At 56.2% G+C, this 19,778-nt stretch carries 15 protein-coding genes; 7 read left to right on the forward strand and 8 right to left on the reverse strand.

Annotated elements, in window-relative coordinates:
• Positions 1 to 58: 58 nt before the first annotated feature.
• Complete coding sequence (locus OSO_RS0136830; protein WP_010587777.1) at positions 59 to 1,006, forward strand: phosphate acyltransferase; 948 nt, start codon at positions 59 to 61, stop codon at positions 1,004 to 1,006.
• Between the two features lie 164 nt (positions 1,007 to 1,170).
• Here the strand turns inward: OSO_RS0136830 and OSO_RS49095 are convergent, their stop codons facing one another.
• The 4 genes from OSO_RS49095 to OSO_RS0136855 all read right to left on the reverse strand — a co-directional run bounded on the left by OSO_RS49095 (position 1,171) and on the right by OSO_RS0136855 (position 7,716).
• Positions 1,171 to 2,367, reverse strand: coding sequence for a metallophosphoesterase (locus tag OSO_RS49095; RefSeq protein WP_010587778.1), 1,197 nt, complete (start codon positions 2,365 to 2,367; stop codon positions 1,171 to 1,173).
• A gap of 10 nt (positions 2,368 to 2,377) precedes the next feature.
• Positions 2,378 to 4,324: an ABC transporter ATP-binding protein gene (locus OSO_RS0136840; RefSeq protein WP_202800025.1), complete on the reverse strand. Its 1,947-nt coding sequence runs from the start codon at positions 4,322 to 4,324 to the stop codon at positions 2,378 to 2,380.
• A 211-nt stretch (positions 4,325 to 4,535) separates the two neighbouring features.
• Positions 4,536 to 7,208, reverse strand: coding sequence for a serine/threonine protein kinase (locus OSO_RS49105; RefSeq protein ID WP_010587781.1), 2,673 nt, complete (start codon positions 7,206 to 7,208; stop codon positions 4,536 to 4,538).
• A 199-nt stretch (positions 7,209 to 7,407) separates the two neighbouring features.
• Entirely contained in the window at positions 7,408 to 7,716 is a 309-nt protein-coding gene (locus OSO_RS0136855; protein WP_010587782.1) for a hypothetical protein, read from the reverse strand.
• A gap of 240 nt (positions 7,717 to 7,956) precedes the next feature.
• Between OSO_RS0136855 and OSO_RS0136865 the strand changes: the two genes are divergently transcribed.
• Positions 7,957 to 8,661, forward strand: a complete 705-nt coding sequence (locus tag OSO_RS0136865) for a metallophosphoesterase family protein (RefSeq protein WP_010587783.1) — start codon at positions 7,957 to 7,959, stop codon at positions 8,659 to 8,661.
• Positions 8,662 to 8,808: 147 nt separating this feature from the next.
• On the opposite strand, the gene OSO_RS0136870 is transcribed toward OSO_RS0136865, so the two are convergent.
• A complete protein-coding gene (locus OSO_RS0136870) occupies positions 8,809 to 10,233 on the reverse strand; it encodes an HD-GYP domain-containing protein (RefSeq protein WP_237729388.1) in 1,425 nt (474 codons plus the stop codon).
• A 607-nt stretch (positions 10,234 to 10,840) separates the two neighbouring features.
• Between OSO_RS0136870 and OSO_RS49110 the strand changes: the two genes are divergently transcribed.
• Together OSO_RS49110 and sthA are read left to right on the forward strand one after the other, a co-directional pair.
• Complete coding sequence (locus OSO_RS49110; protein ID WP_157606002.1) at positions 10,841 to 12,493, forward strand: protein kinase domain-containing protein; 1,653 nt, start codon at positions 10,841 to 10,843, stop codon at positions 12,491 to 12,493.
• Positions 12,494 to 12,557: 64 nt separating this feature from the next.
• A complete protein-coding gene (gene sthA, locus OSO_RS0136880) occupies positions 12,558 to 13,976 on the forward strand; it encodes a Si-specific NAD(P)(+) transhydrogenase (RefSeq protein WP_010587786.1) in 1,419 nt (472 codons plus the stop codon).
• 116 nt (positions 13,977 to 14,092) lie between these two features.
• Here the strand turns inward: sthA and OSO_RS0136885 are convergent, their stop codons facing one another.
• Positions 14,093 to 14,515, reverse strand: coding sequence for an ExbD/TolR family protein (locus OSO_RS0136885; RefSeq protein ID WP_010587787.1), 423 nt, complete (start codon positions 14,513 to 14,515; stop codon positions 14,093 to 14,095).
• Complete coding sequence (locus tag OSO_RS46600; protein ID WP_237729389.1) at positions 14,512 to 15,423, reverse strand: MotA/TolQ/ExbB proton channel family protein; 912 nt, start codon at positions 15,421 to 15,423, stop codon at positions 14,512 to 14,514. The genes OSO_RS0136885 and OSO_RS46600 overlap by 4 nt, the downstream gene beginning before the upstream one ends.
• A gap of 103 nt (positions 15,424 to 15,526) precedes the next feature.
• Between OSO_RS46600 and OSO_RS0136895 the strand changes: the two genes are divergently transcribed.
• The 3 genes from OSO_RS0136895 to OSO_RS0136905 all read left to right on the forward strand — a co-directional run bounded on the left by OSO_RS0136895 (position 15,527) and on the right by OSO_RS0136905 (position 18,713).
• Positions 15,527 to 16,132 carry an LOG family protein gene (locus tag OSO_RS0136895; protein WP_040593836.1) on the forward strand — a complete coding sequence of 202 codons (606 nt, stop codon included), beginning with the start codon at positions 15,527 to 15,529 and terminating at the stop codon, positions 16,130 to 16,132.
• A 166-nt stretch (positions 16,133 to 16,298) separates the two neighbouring features.
• Positions 16,299 to 17,522: a BamB-related PQQ repeat family beta-propellar protein gene (locus OSO_RS0136900; RefSeq protein WP_010587790.1), complete on the forward strand. Its 1,224-nt coding sequence runs from the start codon at positions 16,299 to 16,301 to the stop codon at positions 17,520 to 17,522.
• A gap of 78 nt (positions 17,523 to 17,600) precedes the next feature.
• Positions 17,601 to 18,713 carry a sialate O-acetylesterase gene (locus OSO_RS0136905; RefSeq protein ID WP_010587791.1) on the forward strand — a complete coding sequence of 371 codons (1,113 nt, stop codon included), beginning with the start codon at positions 17,601 to 17,603 and terminating at the stop codon, positions 18,711 to 18,713.
• Positions 18,714 to 18,827: 114 nt separating this feature from the next.
• On the opposite strand, the gene speB is transcribed toward OSO_RS0136905, so the two are convergent.
• Positions 18,828 to 19,769, reverse strand: coding sequence for an agmatinase (gene speB / locus OSO_RS0136910; RefSeq protein WP_010587792.1), 942 nt, complete (start codon positions 19,767 to 19,769; stop codon positions 18,828 to 18,830).
• Positions 19,770 to 19,778 lie beyond the last annotated feature (9 nt).

The raw sequence follows: 19,778 nt of genomic DNA on the forward strand, positions 1-19,778 counted from the left end.
GATTCTGCTCGGATAAGCTGAGATGCCTGTTCAAACGAGCTTTTAGGGAACGCACACGATGGCTTTGCTGAGTTTCGGATCGCTCTATCGATTGGCAGATCAACTTCCCGCTCCGCTACCTGTCGTGGTGGCCGGTGGCGCCGATCGGACTGTCCTGGAATCGATGTCATTGGCGCACCGTCGAGGATGGGTCGAGCCAATTTTGGCCGGCGCGATCGATGAAATGCGGACACTTGCGAAGGATCTTGATGTCGATCTGAGTGAGTTTCGGTTGATCGACAGTAGTGACCCTGCCGCGGCGGCTGTAGCCGAAGTTCGCGCCGGGCGAGCACGGCTGTTGATGAAGGGACAAATTGCGACGCCGGCCCTCATGAAGGCGGTGTTAAATCGCGAGGTGGGGCTGCGGACCAATCGCTGCATCTGTCAGGTCGTTCTGATGGAGATTCCCCGCGATTCTCGTCGGTTCCTGTTGTCAGATACGGGAATCACAGTTGAGCCAACGCTGGATCAGAAGGTCGATATTCTGAATAGCATGGTCGACGTGGCCCGCGCTTTGAATGACGGCGCCGCCGATGAACTGCCTCGAATTGGTGTGATGTCGGCGACTGAAAAGGTCACCGATGCGATGCCCGACACTCGCGAGGCCGCTGAGCTTGTGCGAAGAAACATCGCTGGTGACATCACTGGTTGTGTTGTGCAGGGGCCGCTGTCATTTGACCTGGCGTATGCTTCGGATGCCGGTGAAAAAAAGCGGATTGAAGGTGCCGTCGTTGGGGCCGCCGATGCCATGCTGTTCCCCAATCTGCTCGCGGCAAATTTGACCGTGAAGGCGATCATGTACACCGCGGACTGCCGGTTTGGCGGAGTGTTATGTGGGGCAGCGTGCCCCGTCGTGTTCATGTCACGCGCCGATTCGACGGAAACGCGTCTAAACTCGTTGGCGTTCACGCTGCGGATGCTGACCGCCAAGGACGGCGTACCGTCGCACCCAGGGGATGGCGAATAGCGGAGCATCGTATCCGAGTTGATACGTCGAGGAACTCGTCGCGAGCATGTTAACTCGCTTGCGGGCGAGGCTCGCGACCCAGCCGGGACCGATTGGCAGTGCCGCACATAGTGCAGGTTGGATGACCTCCTGCCCATGGCACGTCAGAAATGGACGTCGATCCTTCAGGCTTCGGTCGATTGGCGAGCGGCTTCTGATCGAAGGACTAGCTTGGTCAATTCAGGAGGGCACCCATAGCGAATCGGTTCGCGGCCGCTGATCCCGCGTGAGACATACATCAGCGTTGGATCTTTCCAGAATACTCCCGATGCATATCGGACACCGTAGAGACTGGGTGAATAGATGGGGCCAAGAATGGGCAACCGAATTTGTCCCCCGTGCGTGTGTCCGGCGAGCATCAAATCGATATCTTGCTCGCGCGCCCAAGCAATATTGTCCGGCGAGTGGCTGACAAGGATCTTGAACGGATTCTCAATGAGTTCTGGATGACGGCCCAGCCAGGGGGTTTCATCACCGGCGATGGTGATTTTGGATGCGAACCGTGCGATTGACAGCACATGGGAACGGCTCGAAACATCCACCCATCCAAAACGCTCGAATTCACGACGAGTCGCTTCAGGATCCAGATACCAGTCGTGATTTCCCAAAATAAAGAACTGCCCCAGCGGCGCTTGCAGACGCCCCAAGGTGTCTGGCAGCCATTCGAGCCGCTTCTGCTCGTCGAGCAGGTCGCCTGTGAACACGAACAAGTCCGGCTTCAATGCCGCGGCCTGCTCGCACACCGCCTCAAAATAGGGCCGTGCGACTCCACCCCGAAAGTGCAGGTCTGCCAGATGCACGATCGACAACCCATCCCATTCCGCGGGTAAGCGAGAAAACAGGAATTCTTTCGTGCTGACTTCCAGCTTGAGTTGTTCATTGCCAGGAAGTTGTGTGATTCGACGCATCGGGCGCGGGCCGACAAGCACGTTGCGCCACGGTTGATATCTGCTGTCCTGGCGGAAATCGACAATGCGCGATTCGCATGACAACTGGCACCGTGGGGGGCGATATCGATGGAAGGCAATCGTGGAGGCAGCGAGATGGATGAAGCCAAAGCTGCCGATCACCAATAAGACCATTGCGAATGGGTTTGTCGTGGTCCACGACATCGAATCGATTGCTTGAGAGGCCGCGATCCGCGACAGTTCGTGGTGAATCATCCAACCATAGATTGGGATTGCCCCCAATTGAACGCATTTTCCAATCGCGCCGTAAGATTTCGGATGCGGCGTGGCGCAGTATCGGTTCAAGAAGAAACTCGAGACTTTTGCGAAACCCGCAATCAAGGCGAGTTCCAGTCCTCGCAGCAACCAAAACATTTCGTGTCCTTTATCCCGCCTGTCGCTGTGCCTGCGTTTCGAAACCTTGCTCGCTATCGGCGACAAGCTGCAAACGCGCCAGCTTGGCGTATTCGCCATTCAGTGCGATCAGTTCGGCGTGCGTGCCCGATTCTACAATGCTGCCGTGTTGCAACACATAAATTCGGTCTGCATGTCGCACCGATCGGATTCGGCTCGACACCAGTATGGTCGTGCGACCGCCACGTGCCGATTCAACCGCCTCTTGAATCTCATGTTCGGTTTCGGCGTCGACAGCGGCCGTCGCATCATCCAGGATCAGAATCGGTGGGTCGAGAAGCAACGCACGTGCGATGGCCAGTCGTTGGCGCTGTCCGCCCGAGAGATTCGAACCGTGCTCGCCGACAAGATTCAGATATCCATTCGGCAGTTCGCTGACGAATTCGTGCGCAGCAGCCAGTTGCGCGGCACGCTCAATCGTTTCAAGATCGGCGTCAGGCTGGCCGAAGGCGATATTTGCGGCCACGGTGTTGCTGAATAGAAAACTCTCTTGGAACACGAGTCCGATGTTGCGACGCAAGTCTTGAAGCTGCAAGTCGCGAACGTCAATGTCATCCACCAGGACTCGACCTGAAGTTGCGTCGTAGAAACGCGCCACAAGTTGCAACAGCGTTGACTTACCAGATCCAGTTTCGCCGACAATTCCCACGCACTTACCGGCGGGAATCGTCAGGTTGATGTTTTTCAGAACCAGGTTGTCCGAGTTGACGGAAACCTCCGATTTCGTTGCTGTGGCGCCGTTGGATTCGGCCAGGCCCGGCTGACGTGCGTAGTGAAAGCAGACGTTCTCGAAGGTGACATTTCCGCGTGCGCGGGGGAGTGGAATCGCGTCGGCAGGGCTTTGGATTTCAACTTCCGCGTCAAGAATCGCGAAGACGCGCTCGGCGCCCGTCAAACTGCTTTGAATGCTATTCGCGATATTGATGATCTGACCTACCTGATTCGCAAACTCGTGAATCAGATTGGCGAAAACGAACAACCCGGTTCCCAGCGGCAATTGCCCTCGGATGACCAGCATCCCCCCATATCCAATCAGGATCAGTTGGCTGACCTGGGTTAGAAGTCCCATTGCCGGCTGATAGACACTCAATCGCCAGAAAATGTCGACCTTTTGGTCGAGCAGGGCCCGGTTTGCCGTTTCGAACCGGACAATTTCATCATCCTCGCGCGCAAATCCTTTGACGACCTGAATGCCTTGAATGTTTTCGGAAAGCCGCAGGACCAGGTCGTCCCCCAACTCGCTGCTGCGCTGATAAAGCGGCCGGACGGATTTCGAGAACCAGACGGCACCGATCCACAAGAGGGGGGATGTGATCAGGCAGGCGAGGGCCAACGGTGCATGGACAGCCCACATGTATCCAAAGTAAAGGCCGAGCGACAGGACGACTGTCAGCACCTTTAGGATGACACCATCCACAAATCCGCGAACCGCCTGGACGTCGCCCGCAACCCGGTTGATCAATGAGCTGCTGTCGTTTTCGTCGAAGTACCGAAAGCTCAATCGTTGTACTTTGTCATAGACGTCCGTGCGCAACTGGATCACGATCGTCTGGCTGAGTGTGGCATTCACAACGGCGGTGATGAATTTCAAGGCTCCTTGGAGCGTTGCGACTCCCAGGACGATCAGGGCCACTGTTGTCACGACTGCAAATGGCGACCAACTGGCGGGAGGTTCAATCCCCAAAGGCCAATAGATTGGGACGGGAGTTTCTGCTGGGGATTGTACTGCATTGCGTAAAACGTCAATTGCGACCCCTGCGAAGCTCAAGCCAGCCAGATTCAAGGCGACGAGCGCGATGTTCAGGATCACAAACACAAGCGACGTTGCGCGGTGCTTCCAACCCAGCAGCAGCATGCGGTGAATTAACGACCAGTTCGAGGCCGTTGGGGTGGGCGAGGGCGATGCGGGTGAGGACACAGGTGTCAACTTTTGGTGGCTGAACCATGACGGCGGGCACGACGACACCAAAGAATGGATGACGCGACGTACAAGTGCAAGGGGAATTCGTTTGAGAATCGACCTTCAAGAATCCGCAATCCACACTGACCTTGAAGTTGCTTCACGATTTCTCTCGTGTCGAGCCCGTCTGCAAGACGAGCGAGCCTGTCAGGGATGAGTGGCTCTGCAATTAGTTCTTATCCTGAGGTCGTAAGCTATCGAGGGGAGCTCCCGCGGTTCCGTCGCTTCCACGTACGGCCAGCTCCGATTCGCTGCTCACTCTGAAGCTGCCGGTGGTCCAGTTCGAATACGAACGATCGACGTTCTTATTGCGCCAGTTCACGACGGTATTGTTGGAGCCGATGCCTTCATTGGTCAGGTTTTTCCAATCGTTGTGATCCAGTTTGCGGCTGCTGTTGGGTTGCGAGGACAGTACCTCCAGGAACGTTTCCACGTTGTCATAGAAGTTAAAGTTGCCGCGCCATTGGAACGACTTTTGAAAGTCCATGAAATCGGCCAGTCCGCGCATTGACACCAGCGTACGGACGGGGCGACACGAGAGGATGTTATTTCGCGCGTCGATGATGATCGGGGGGAGTCTTTCCGTCTGTCCGCCAGATCCTTCGATTGCCAGCAGGCACTGTGCAGACCGCAGCGTCAAATGTTCCAGTTCCAGCTTGATGCTTTCCCTTTCCATCCCGTCCGAGTCCATCACCAGCTTCAATTGCAGTAGATTGCCATCAATGCCGATCGCGGAATCTTTCAGTTCGTAACGGGCGGGAACGGGATCACGCATGACGATGAGATCGGCCTTGCCACGCACCAGGCATCCGGTCAATACAAGCTCGGGCGGGACCAGCGGCATCCCGTCGAGGCGACTTCCAATGGTTTCCAGCCCTTGACCCGCTGAAGCCCGCTGCTCGAAAAAGCAGGCAGACTTATACTGCGGATTGTTCACTGTCAGAGTGACACCCTTGAGTTGCACTTTCTCGGGCCGTTCCAAGGCGAACAGGGACCAGCGATCGGTACCGATCCTGCTCGGAACCGTCATTTCCAGATCGACGTTGAAAAACTCCAGAGATCCTCCCGCCACGGTAATCATGTGCGGTTGTTCTGAGCTGGTATCGACGTCCGAAAATCGAATCGTCGGATGGAAGCCATCACGTGCCCGGATCACGACTTTCTTCTTGTTGAGCCGGATTGGTCGCTCGGGCTCGCGTAGTCCGTCGTAAAGAAGCTCGATCACGCGGATTCCGCCCGAGTCCGAAGCTTCGGCACAGGCTGCCTCAAGCGTGGAGTATGATCCCCCTCCGACAATCTGAAACGGCGTGGGGTTTTCGGCCGTGATTGTTGCTCCCGGCCGCGACTCGGTCTTGGGAGTCGTTTCAGGGGTTGTTAGTGGGATGGGGACGATGGCATTGGGCCGATCGCCATCGAATGGTGACGCTGGTAGTGACGGATCGTTTTTGCCCGGGCCGAAGAACTTGGATTCGCTTGTGACAGGTGCGAGCGTACTTCCTGATGTGCTTGCCAGTTTTGGCGACGTCAGCGTCTCTGCATCAACGGACGGTTTCTCTGATTCCAGATTGGGACGATTGCCGAGTGTGTCGCCTGCCTTCGTGACGGTGGGCGGCGAGTAGCGCACACCTGTGATTGGCTGCATGAGGCGCAGCAGAAGTCCTGGATAAAGTTGAGCCACCGTTACCATCAAGCACAGGGCACAAGTGGTGGCGACCCACCCGAAATTGCTTTGCCAGACGGGAGGTTTGAATCGCGTGGCGGTCAGCCAGACCTGTCCGTCGATCGGGACGGCCCCTGCTCCGAGGTCGCGCGCAACCAGTAGCAAATCTCGCAACAATTCGCTTGGTGTGGCGTACCGCCGTGCGGGCTGGCTGGCCATCATCTTGCGGACCACACGAGACAGGATCGGGGAAACGCGACGATTCTTCTTGGAAGGGTCGGGGGGTTCTTTGGCCTGATGGTCAAGAAGCTTCTGCAGGACCGTGCCTTCAGGGTACGGTGGCTCGCCAGTCAGCATATGGTACAGCGTGCAGCCCAGCGAATAGATATCGCTGCGGACGTCGACGCTATGTGGATCGCGCGCCTGCTCGGGCGAGATGTAGTCGAAGGTGCCCATCGTCGTGCCCGGCACCGTCAGTTCGATCGACGATTCCACCGACGTTTTTCGTGCCAACCCCAGGTCGACAAGCTTTGCGCGCCCGAAAGGAGTGATCAAGACGTTGGATGGTTTGATGTCGCGATGAATGACGCCGGCGCTCGAAGAATGATGCAATGCGGCGGCCAGTTGAATGGCGTAGTTGACCGCCTCTGACGGCTCGAGCCAGCCTTTGGCGCGGATGACATCTCGCAAGTTCTGGCCGGGAACGTACTCGTACGCAATGAAATGCAGGCCCGCCTCTTCGCCCGAATAGAACACCCGAGCGATGTTGTCATGGTCCAGTCGCGCGGCAGCTTGGGCCTCATTCTGAAAACGTTGAATGGACGTATGATCAAGCGAGAGTGACGGCGACAGGATTTTCAGAGCGACTTCGCGCTTCAGGCTTTCGTCGAGTGCGAGAAAGACGCTTCCCATACCGCCGACACCGATGCGTCGCTGAATCCGGAAATGACCGATCAAGATGCCGGAAACAATTTCCGTTTCGTAGTGAGTCGGAAACAGTCGCGGGACAAGTTCATTGTTGATGACCGGCCCTTCGCTCGAACCGCCCGGGGGGGGATTCGAACGGGGCTGAGTAATCACAGTTTCGGGACCGACACCCTTACCTGAACGCCACGAAAATCCGAACGCCGAACCTGTTCCCAGGTCCGATTCGGATTTCGGTTGATTCAGGCTGCTTGCCATTCCAGTGTCGCCACAGGTCGAAAAGGAAAACTCATCTCACGAGACGTCCGCCACTCACGGTAACTCGTTCTCTGCCAGACTGCCTTACGAACGAACATCAATCAACGTGTGAGGGCTCGACCCCAATCGGCGCTGTTTCTTATTGATCCGTGTTTTTACGGTGTTTCGGATGGCCGTAATGGTGTCCATAATCTAGCCTTCACCGTCCGACTCCGCGACCGATCACATCGGACACGTCATTTTTGATCGAGTTCAGGTATTTCTCGAGTGTCTCATTCAACCCAACGGTAAATCGGTCACTTTCGACGACTGCTGAAACATAGCTTCGAATTGTCACGTCGGCGACAGGGGGATTTCCCGATGACGGGTCATGTTGCCTGCTTAACTTTCTGAGTTCGTGGACTTTGGGTACAAAACCCATCTCCAGATGTTCAATAAGTTCTTTTACCCCGCGGGCTGTGTCGCGAAGCTTCTCACGCAGTGTCAAGTTGTCGATGTCCGAACTCATGGAAACGCTCGTTTCAGACGGGATTCGGTGCGATATGTGCAGCAATTAGACCGTTGTCAGTCGTCAATCGTCAAGATGGATCGCATGACATGACCGAGAAGTGGTCGAGTTCCTCAAGGGAAACGACTTGACCGGAGAATCGATATCCGCTGGGGTGAACTCGACGCCTGGCGGGAAATTGCCGGTGATAAAATCGATTCAAACGATTCAATCAGATCAAAACTGTTGTGAGTTCGCTTCATGAAGATTCTGGTTCTCGCCGACATTCATGCGAACTGGTTCGCACTGCAGTCGATCCGTGAATCGTTCGACGCGTGTTTGTTTCTTGGGGATCTGGTCGAGTACGGCGTTGATCCGATTCCCTGCATTGATTGGGTGCGAAAAAACGCGACCTGTTCCATTCGAGGAAACCACGATCATTCCGTCGCCCAGCGGGTACCACCGCCGACCGGAACGGGCTTTCGACGTCTGGCCGGTGCGACGCGACAGCTTCATTGGGATGTCCTGCGGCCTTCACACGTGAAGTATTTGTCGCAGCTTCCTGTGACTCAGAACCTGACACTCGACGGTCTCCGGTTCCATCTGGTCCATGCCACTCCACGCGACCCGATGGACGAATACCTGGCGTCCGATCCATTGGGTTGGGAAAAGCGTCTCGAAAGCATTGAGGCCGACTTTGTCTGCGTCGGCCATACTCATATCCCGTTTCATCTGAAGCTTAGTCGCTGCCAGTTGCTGAACCCGGGCAGCATCGGACAACCGCGCGATGGCGACCCACGCGCCGCCTATGCCATCATTCAGGACGGACACGTCGAGCTCAAACGAGTTGATTACGACGTTGAGGCAGCCGTGGCGCAAATCGAGCAGAGTGGATTGGAGCCGGAACTTGTCGAACTTGCGTCTCAAGTCCTGCGTACCGGTGGTCGCGGCCCAAAACCGACGTAACCCGCCTTTGAAGAGTGATGTTCAACGACTTCTGCCACTCTGGTCCAGAGTGTGGTTGGTTTTCCTCCACAATTCGTGACGAGACGGGGCGCTCCACGGGGCCGTCTGACGAATCCTTCAAGCCACGCGAGGTTGAGAGTGCTCCAATCAGCGGAGTCCCGTCCGCGAGGAAAAGATTCCAGACTGACTGAGGCTCTGATTGTCCAGCAAATTGCCAATCGTCGATGAATACGATTCGAATAAGACTCGGATGTCGTCGCGCGCTGCAAAATAGGCTTCGATGACGCGGGGATCCCATTGTTCGCCGGCGCCGCGGTGGAAGATCTCTTCCACTTTCTCCAGAGGCATCCCTTTTCGATACGGTCGATCCGTCACCATCGCATCGTAACTGTCCGCGACCGAGATGATGCGTGCCATCAGCGGAATGTCCTCGCCACGAAGCTGATCGGGATAGCCCGAGCCGTTGTAGGCTTCGTGATGATTCCGCACACCTGGCAGAATCGACTTCAGATTCTTCAATTGCTGCAGAATCTGATGGCCTATCAGGGGATGCTGCTGAATCTGTGCGAATTCGCTGATTGTCAGTCGGCCGGGCTTCGACAGAATGCGATCGTCGACACCGATCTTTCCAAGGTCGTGCAGAAGGCTTGAGAGATAGATGTCGTCCAGATCGCTGTCCGCCAGATGAAGCTCCATCCCAATTCGACGTGCGATGAGTGCCACGCGTTCGCTGTGTCCACGCGTGTGTCGGTCTTTTGCGTCAAGTGACGAGACGAGTGATCGCACGAAACTCAGTAGCAGGTCATCGTGCTCGTCGAACAGCCGAATATTTTGGGCGTGTGTTCCCAAAATCGTGGCAATCGATCCGACCAGGCTCGCTTCCGCCATTTCAAAGTCCGTTCCGCCACGCAAATTGCACGCGACAATCCAGCCATAGCGGTGGGCGTCATCCCCAATCGAGGCGATCACCAGATTCTTCAGTCCGGGAAATTCCGAGCCCAGCACGGAGTGGTGCAACTTGTTGCGAACCAACGGTTGCGACCAGTCATTGTGCTCGAATCGAGCGAGCAACCGCGACAGTCCCGCATCGTCAAACGGCAATTCGCCCTGGGGCAGGAACCGACGGCCTTTCTCAATGTCCTCAAAGCAGATGACCGCACCGCCGCAGTCGATCAGGCTCTCCAGGTTTCCAAGGCACAGGCTCGCTAGCTCTTCCGTGGGACGCGACAGATGAAGGTTATGAGCCAGGACGTGAAGCAGGTTCATCTGTTCCTGTGCGTAATCCATCTGCTGCGTCAGCGATCGAACCTCCAGTTGCAACTCGGCCTCGCGATGGTCTTTCTCCAGCGTTCTGAGCGAGCACAACAGCAATCGTTCCAGAATGCGCTGCTCACAGACAGGTACGGTCTCTGCCCAGGACTGAAACTGAGTTTCGTCCCAGCGGGAATCCCAAAGATGTGCAACCAGCGCGAATGCGATCGGTGCCGCGCCTCCCCGCGCGAACCCTTCGATCACATACCGGTTGTCCATGGGGACGGGCAGTACAAAGTGCAGCAGCTCACCCGGTAACACACTGACTTCGAGGCTTCTGCAGCTCAGGGACTGCCTCCGAAGATCGGACGATCCCTCGGGCACGCTTTCGTGAGAGGACCGTGCGACGACTCGCCCCGTTGTACGTACAAAGCACGCGCAGGGCAGCCCCAGCAACCCGGCGAATTCGTGGAACCAGTTGAGTAGCCCGCATGGGGTATCGGCTGTCGAATTTATTGGGGAAGCCGTGGACGGAATTCCCGGTTCGTTGATCGTTTCAATCATCGCCGACGCCCTCCACGCGAGGGGCAGTCCGTGTTGCCGCACGGCGAATGATCAAAGGCTGTTGATTTGATCGAGGCAGGCATGGATGAAACAATCGTGAGAGTGCTTGTTGTTGGTGCTCATCCTGATGGGCGATTGCGAATCTGCAGACCGAATGGCCAATGGACTTGGTGAAGCATCCCCATGAGGGGATTGCGATGATTGTTGATTCTCAAAGGCTACGACACAGATTGATCTGGCGATCAGTAGTATCGGATATCGCGCTTGGAACTGTTCGCAACAACACAGAAGCCCCGATACAACCCGACTTCCCGATTCAATGGGGCCCGATTTTGCAACAGATGAAATCGACGCGAGTTCGATTGTGGCAAAGACCACTCGGAAGTTGCCGCCGTACGGCCTGTGGTCAATCGGTCAGGCGTTGTCGCCGACAGCCGCAGACGAGGGTGCCGACGTCTGCTACAGTGTCGGTGATCAGGATGACGTCGTCCTTCTCATTCGTGGGAACCAGAGTGTGATGAGTGAGCCCCCGAGTTCCGATGTTCCAACTTCAAACGTCGAGAGTGCTTCTGAAGCCAGAGGCAGTGTGGACAAAGCTGCAGGCGGCACTGCCGAGATTTGCAACACCATGTTGGGCGAGTTCCGTCTGCTCCGCAAACTGGGCACCGGTGGCATGGCGGAAGTGTATCTCGCAGAGCAGACCACATTGCGGCGCCAAGTCGCCGTCAAAATCCTGCGACCCGAGTTCGTGAAGGATGAGATGTATGTCAAACGGTTCCGGCATGAGGCCGCTGCCGCGGGCAGTCTGAACCACCCGAACATCGTTCAAGTCTACATGGTCGGGGAACAGGACGGCATCAACTACATTGCCCAAGAGTACGTGCAGGGGCGAACCTTAAAGGAATACCTGAAGCGGAAAGGACCGATTGAATTCCGAATCGCGCTGCATATCCTGCGACAAGTGGCTTCGGCTCTTCAGACGGCCGGCGTTAGTGGGATCGTTCATCGCGACATCAAGCCCGAGAATATCCTGCTCAACAACAAAGGTGAGGTCAAAGTTGCCGACTTTGGACTTGCTCAGTTGACCCTTCAGGGCGAGCGAATCTCCCTGACGCAAACTGGGATGACGATGGGGACGCCATTGTACATGAGCCCCGAGCAGGTCAACGGGCAACCGCTGGATGCACGCAGTGACATCTATTCATTTGGAATCATGGCGTGGCACATGCTCGCCGGACGTCCGCCGTTTCTGGGTGAAACCGCCATGTCCGTCGCGATTAAGCATCTCAATGAAAAGCCGCCAAAGATTGCGGATTTCCGCAACGATATTCCGCCCGTCTTGAGTGATTTTATTCGGCGGTTGATTCAGAAAAAGAAGGAGGATCGGCCCGCGGACTTCGAGGTCGTCCTCGCAGAAATCAAAGCCATGTTGCGGCAGTTCTCTGCCAAAGACGATGCGACGGCTGTCTTTCAATCCGTTCCGTCGCTGCCAGGAACCGGAAGACTGGTTGACCGACCTTTGCGGCGTCAATTGATATGGCTGCTCGCTTGCAGTCTGCTCGTCATGATGGTCTCGGCAGGAGTCGGGTGGATCATGCGGGCACCTGACCTGAAGTCGATTGTGTCTAAAGGTCGTGAACTTGATCCCTTGAATCCGCCCGAAGCGCAGCTTTACTTCGCGGAAACGAATCCACTCAACGAAACGGCTTGGATTCTGCTCAAAGAACACAAGGATGCGTCGGATGAAATGAAGGCCCGTGCCCAGACGGCGCTGGCTTTGATTTACCTGAATACCAATCGCCGCGCATTGGCCGAATCGACGTTTCGGGCCATGGAAATCGATCCGAAATTCAAAGCCGACGGACTAGCAGGACTCGCGATCCTGGCTCAGATTAAGGGCGAGGCCGATACAGCCAAAAAACGCATGGCCCAAGTCGATACGATGAAAGCGACGCTCTTTCCTGAAATTGAAGGCGCCTATGCAGACTTGCAAAAGCGATTGAATGCTACGAAATAGAGAGAGCGGATCAAGGCGCGCTCCGGCTGGCTTGTTCACCAAATAACTAAATGAACGGATTTTCATGGCCGAAGTCATTCAGGAATACGACGTCGTGGTGCTGGGGACGGGTCCCGGCGGAGAAGGGGCCGCCATGCAGGCGGTCAAGAACGGGCGGAGTGTGGCGGTTGTCGAACGCGAGCACGCCGTCGGCGGTAACTGCACGCATCGCGGCACGATTCCCAGCAAAGCGCTGCGATTCGCCATCTTCCAGATGACCGAAGTGAACAACAATGTGCTGTTTCGCGAACATGGGATCACCGCGAACTTCATGCTGCCCGAACTTCGTCGCCGAGCCCGCTCGGTGATCGAAGCGCAAATCAAAATGCGAACGGCGTTCTATGACCGGAACGACATTCCCATCATCCGCGGACAGGCACGATTTCTTGATCCTCATACCATCGAAGCGACCGAAGAAGATGGATCACGAACGACACTCCGCGCAAAGTACGTTGTGATCGCCACGGGATCACGGCCCTATCGTCCGCCCGAGATCGACTTCAATCACCCGCGAGTCTTCGACAGCGATACCATTCTTGATGTCGATTTTCACGTTAAGTCGATCACGATTTTCGGCGCGGGCGTCATCGGGTGCGAATATGCCTCGATGTTTCGCAATCTCGAAATTAAGGTCAACCTGATCAACACCCGCGACCGGTTGCTCGATTTTCTCGATGAAGAGATCGTCGACGCGCTCAGTTATCACCTGCGCGAACGCGGTGTCATCGTCCGTCATCGTGAATCGTTTGATCGTGTGGAAACGTGCGACGATGGCGTGATTCTGCATTTGAAATCGGGCAAGCAGCTCAAAACCGATGTGCTGCTATGGGCACAAGGTCGTACAGGGAATTCAGACCACCTTGGTCTGGACGTGACTGGAATCGTGCCGGACAGCCGCGGAAATATCCCCGTCAACAGCAACCTTCAAACCATCGTGCCGCACATTTACGGGGCAGGGGATGTCATCGGTCCGCCCGCACTGGCGAGTGCCGCCTACAATCAGGGGCGGTACGCCGCGAGCCATTTGCTCTGCGATGGCGGAAACGCCGAACAGTGTGGCCCCGCTCCCTCATTGGATATCCCCGCGGGGATCTACACGAGTCCTGAAATCAGTTCGCTCGGAAAAACGGAGCGTGAACTGACCGAAGCGCACGTCCCCTATGAGGTGGGGCATGCCCACTTCAAGAGTATTGCCCGTGCGCAAATCACCGGACAGACCACTGGCATGCTGAAGATCTTGTTCCACCGCGAAACATTGGAAGTGTTGGGAATCCACTGCTTTGGTGCGAACGCCAGTGAAATTATCCACATTGGTCAGGCGATCATGGCGCAGCCAAAACCCAATAACACGTTGATGTACTTCATCAATACGACCTTCAACTATCCCACAATGGCCGAGGCCTACCGTGTGGCCGCGCTGAATGGATTTAATCGATTGTTCTGAGGGGCGATTCGAATCGGGATTTCGTGATTTGAGCGGCGGGATCAGCGCTGGTCCCGCCAATTTTCACTCGTGATACCTGCTAAGTACGTTGCGCGCTCGACGATCAGGCTCACGACCTATTCCGCTTGCTTAAGCACGGCGAACCGCACTTTCGTCACACCATTTCGTGCTGCGGTCAGTAGGATCGGTTCCACCTTCGAATACACAACATCTCGGTCGGCTCTGACACGAAGTTCGATTGCTGCTGCACCATGCTGAGCGACCAAGCCCTGCAGGTGCTGTTCGAACTCCTCGGGAGAAATCGCGGTGGAACCCTGTTTCCATTCTCCCGAAGGCATCACCGTGATGATCAGGCGGGTTGACGACTCTTCGTCATCCTTGCCTTGTGATGCGAGTGGCAGTTCAACACGCTCAACCGTTTCGTTGCGGATAAAATGGCTGGCAACCAGGAAGAAGATGATTAACAGGAACACCACGTCGATCAGTGGTGTGATGTTAAACGCGAAGCCGCGGTCTTGTGTCCGCGTCGGGATTTTCATCCGCGAGTCTCCCGTCGCACGACGGGGGCCACAGGAGCATTCGATGATTCGGCGGCATGATGTGCCTGTCGCCGTTCTTCCCGGCGATGCAGTGCCAGATTCCGCTTGAAGTCCGCAAACACCTGCTCGGCAGTCAGCGCCGTTTGTGCGACCAATTCGTCGATTCGGTTGCGAAAGAATCCGAATGCGGCAATGGCAGGAATGGCGACGATCAGGCCGAACAATGTCGTAACGAGCGCCTTATAGATCCCCGGAGCAAGCTCACTGACCTGTGGATTCGCCTTCCGCTCGAATTCCATGAACGCCAGGATCATCCCCCAGACGGTGCCCATCAAGCCGAGCATGGGGGCAACCGTGCTGATCATCGACAGGTATTCGATCTTGCGCATCAGGCGAGCCGCCTGCTGCGCTGCCGCATCTTCCATCGCTTTTTCGACCGCGGCATATCCCAGTTCAATTTCCTTGAGTCCTGCTGCGAGCAGGTATCCGAGAAAACTGGAACTCGCGATGCAACGTTCTTCAGCCAGTTTGATCTGTCCCTGGGCGATCAATTTGTGGATGTCTTCTTGCAAACCGTTGGGCATCAGGGTTTGACGCCGAATTGTCATGATGTGTTCGAAAATCAACGCAAGCATGACCAGGCTGAGAGCCACAATGATGTATCCGATCGCACCGCCGTCAATAAACATCTGACGGACATCGATCGTGGGTGCAGCCGCGCGAGCGGCCGGGGCGGCGTGATCTTCCGCAAACGCGGTCTCGGCGACGGCGAGTATGACCAGCAGTTTCCAGACGATCCCCAACACGTTCATCTTCTGGCCAGCTCCTTCTCGCGACATCTCGTTTCCATCGACAATGAACCCAATCCGGTCGGTTGAATTCGCGCCGTCATTCCGTCTGCTGAGCATCGTACGATCCAGGGCGAATTCGTGAAAGACGGCTTGATCTGGTAAAACGGTTCCCAGCATGTCGAGGTGGTTGAACCTCGACAAATTGAACGACGAGGAAACGATGGACGAAAAAAACAAACCTGGTGACCGAATTGTCTGTGTGTACTGCGCGTCGAGCAGTGCTTGCCATCCACAATACCACGAAGCCGCATATCGCCTGGGAGAATTGCTCGCCGAAAATGGTTGCTCAATCGTGTACGGCGGCGGCGCCGTAGGCTCCATGGGGGCCGTGGCCGACGGCGCGCTCAGTAAACAGGGGAAAGTGGTTGGCGTGATTCCCGAGTTCATGGTCAAGCTGGAATGGGAGCATCCAGGCGTGACCGAATTATTGCGTGTCGAAGATATGCGCACTCGCAAACATCTCATGCTTTCCAAAAGCCACGCTGTGGTCGCCTTGCCAGGCGGAACGGGCACTTTGGAGGAACTGTTTGAAGCAATCACGCTGAAGCGGCTGGGGTTATATTTGCATCCGATTGTGCTGCTGAACACCCGTGGATTTTACGATCCGCTCATTGAGTTGCTCGATCGAGCAATTACGGAACGGTTCCTGGGTGAAAAACACGCAACAATGTGGCAAGTTGTGAATGAGCCTGAAGAGGTTTTCTCGGCCATCACCGGTGCACCGGAGTGGCCCTCTGATGCGATTGCTTTCGCGGCGCAGAAATGACGCTGATGCATGGTTGCCTGCGACGGCTTCGTTGAAACGGTCCTCGTTGATCGGACTCGATTGAGTTCACAAGGAATTGCTGCGACCATACGATTCACTCTTGAGGACCCTGCCGCTCGCGTTCCTCCAGCGATCCGTTGTGCCTGTTTCAAAGAGGAAGTTGGATATGTTGAGATTTCTGTTCCTCGTCACGATCACCTGGTGCAGTCTGGCCGCGAACGCATTCACCGGCGATTGGCGCCAGTTTCGTGGCAGTGAATCAAACGGGCTGGGCGACGACATTCTGCCTCCAACGACGTTCTCCGCGACAGAAAATGTCGCATGGAAAGTGGCTCTACCAGGGAAAGGACTGTCGTCCCCCATCATCGTCGGTGATCGTGTTTTTGTGACCTGTTCCAGCGGATTCAATCAAGATCGGCTTCACGTTGTCTGCTTCGCTGTCAAGGATGGCGTGAAGCTTTGGGAGCGACAGTTTTCGGCGACGGGCCGCACTTCGCACTATCCCACGACCAGTATCGCGACATCGACGCCCGCCAGCGACGGACAGCGGATCTTCGCACTTTATTCCAGCAACGATCTGGCTTGCCTGGATCTGGACGGAAACCTTCAATGGTATCGCGGTCTCACATACGACCATCGCAACGCGTCCAACAGTTTGGGTATGGCGTCGTCGCCGATCGTCGTGGATCAGACTCTCGTGACGCAGATTGAAAATGACAGTGAATCCCTGGCGACGGGAATCGACGTCGCGACAGGTATTTCACGCTGGACGTCCGTCCGTCCCAAAAAGGCGAACTGGTCGTCGGCGCTTGTCTGGCCAAGACGGTTTGGTGGTGGTGAAGACTTGGCCCTACTGCAGTCGTCCGAGGGAATTTCGGCGATCCGTCCTCTGACTGGCGAAGTGGCCTGGAAGTACACGGATGGTGCTTCGACAATTCCTTCTTCAGTGGTTGCAGATGGCACCCTTTATGCCGTCTCTCACGGGATCACGGCGCTCAGGCCACCAACCGAAAGCGCGAATATCGAACAACTCTGGCGGGCGAGCAAGTTGGGGCCGGGCACGGCCAGTCCGCTCGTCTATCAAGGACGGCTGTATGCGATCAACAGTGCGGGTGTATTGCTCGCTGCCGACCTGAAAACGGGTCAGACGAAGTGGCAGTTGCGAATTGGTGGACCCTTCAGCGGATCTCCGATCGCCGCCGGCGGTCACCTTTTTGTCTTCAACGAGAAGGGGGAAGGTCACTGCGTGAAGCTGGGCGAAGAAGCGGGCGAGTTGGTGTCCACCGGTGACCTTGCCGGTGAAAGATTTTTGTGTACCCCCGCAATCTCGAACGGAGCATTGTATGTTCGCAGCGATGCGACGCTTTGGAAGATTGCTGAGAAACCGTAGTTGAAAATGATCCGGATTCCAGAGCGAGGCCGACGGGTTCCGATGTCGTCTCGGTGATGTCTAACGAAGGGTAATTGCATGTCTCATGCGTGCCGAGGTGTGATGTTTTTGGCTTTGATCGCCAGCGCGAGCGCTGCGCAGGCGGCGGCGAAGATTGAACTGACATCCCCGTTGCCCTATCAGGTTGTGCAGCGCGAAGGATTCGAGTCGCAGACCTCACACGAACACAATCCGACCGGATCAACGCTCGGATACGCCGATGTGGATGTGATGGGATCAATTCCAGAAGGGGTTACAGGACGTTGGGAATTCCGCGTCCGGCCGCTGCAGTCGGCGTTTGGAACGGGATCCGACTGGATGCCGCTCGACGTAGAGGTCGAAGGGAAAACCTTTCGCGCCCCCGCCGAAGTGAATGCAGGCGGTTGGTATCGACTTGAAGTGCGCTGCGTCGATCAAGAAACGACGGTGGCAGAAGGAGTTGTTGAGCCATTCGGGATCGGCGAGCTGTTTGTCGTTGCCGGGCAATCGTATGCCGCCGGCGCCAATGATGAGCTGCAGAAAGTCGCCGATCCGCAAGGTCGTGTCTCGGCATACGACTGGCATACCAAACGCTGGCAGCTTGCCAACGACCCTCAGCCGAATGTTGGTGATGGAGGTACGATCTGGCCCGCGCTCGGTGATTTGCTCGTGCCGACCCTGCGTGTTCCTGTCGGATTTGTGAACGTCGCCGTGGGAGGGACATCAACGAAGCAGTGGATGCCTGACGGTGAATTGCACAAACGACTCGTTGCCGTCGGAAATGATGTCGGTGCGTTCCGTGCCGTTCTCTGGCAACAAGGAGAGTCGGACGTGATCGAAAAGACGCCAACAGACGTCTACATCAAGAACATGAACCGGATTCGTGACGTGGCGGCTCGGGCCTGGCATTTCGAGCCGAACTGGCTGCTCGCTAAATCGACGTTGCACCCCACCGTTTACAACGATCCTCAAGGAGAAGAAAACATTCGAATGGCGATCCACCAGTTGTGGAAGCGCCCCCATTTTGCGCCGGGCCCTGACACCGATCTACTGTCCGGCGAAAACCGCGGTGACATCAACTCGCGTCGCCACTTCTCCCCAGTGGGTCAACGCCGCGCCGCCTTGTTATGGTTCGTCGCGATCTGGAACGAAATCGAAAAACAATCGCGCTGAGTGCGTCTGGCAATCACCACTCTCTGTGTCTCCCCTCCTCCACTGTGGACCCGAAGTACGCCGAACGTCCAAGTGGGGCCAGCGGGGGGAGGGGGAGGCACGGAGACACAGAGATTACGATGGCGTGGCTCGATTTTTCGCGATCAGTGACAAGAACTCGAAGATTAAATTGACACCTAAAATTGCTGTGATTCCGGCGGAATCGAATGGGGGCGAAACCTCAACCAGGTCGAAACCTTTGAGGTTCAGACCATGCAGTCCACGAATCAGTCGCAGCATCTCGTAACTTGTGAATCCACCAACTTCCGGGGTGCCCGTACCAGGTGCAAATGCCGGGTCGATCGCATCGATATCCAGCGTGACATACGTCGCGCGATTGCCGACACGGCAGTGGATCTCTTTCAGGACGGCGTCGAGTCCCACCTGATGAAATTCATCGAACGTGATCATTCTCGCCCCCAACTTGAGCGCGTCCTCATAGTCTTCGGGTCCATTCGTTGGACCACGAATTCCGATCTGAACATAGGCGGCAGGATCGATCAGCGACTCTTCCATGGCGCGTCGAAACGGCGTGCCATGGCTAAAAGGCTGCCCAGGATATTCGGAATCCCAGGTGTCGGGATGAGCGTCGAAATGCACGACTGCCATCGGTCCATGTTTTTTCGCATGAGCCCTGAGCAGCGGCAATGAAATTGAATGATCACCACCGATGGAGACCAGAAGTGATCCGCTCTCGACGATCGCAGTGGCCTTCTTTTCAATTTCTTGATGTGTGGCTCGGATGTCAGGTGGTACGACGTCCGCATCACCTAGGTCGGCGATGCGTAGCTGCTTGAACGGCGCGACCCGCTGCGAATTGTTGTAGCCCCACAAGAGCATCGATTGCTCACGGATCGCGCGGGGGCCGAACCGCGTGCCGCTACGGTACGAGACCGATCCATCGTATGGAATCCCCAGAATGGAAACGTCGTACCCCGTCGCGTCGGTCGCCAGGGGGGCTCGGCCGAATGTGGCGATTCCAGCATAGGGTTGAGCGGCAAACACGGGAGTCGTCATGACAGAGCC

This window comes from Schlesneria paludicola DSM 18645, from assembly GCF_000255655.1.
Lineage (GTDB): Bacteria > Planctomycetota > Planctomycetia > Planctomycetales > Planctomycetaceae > Schlesneria > Schlesneria paludicola.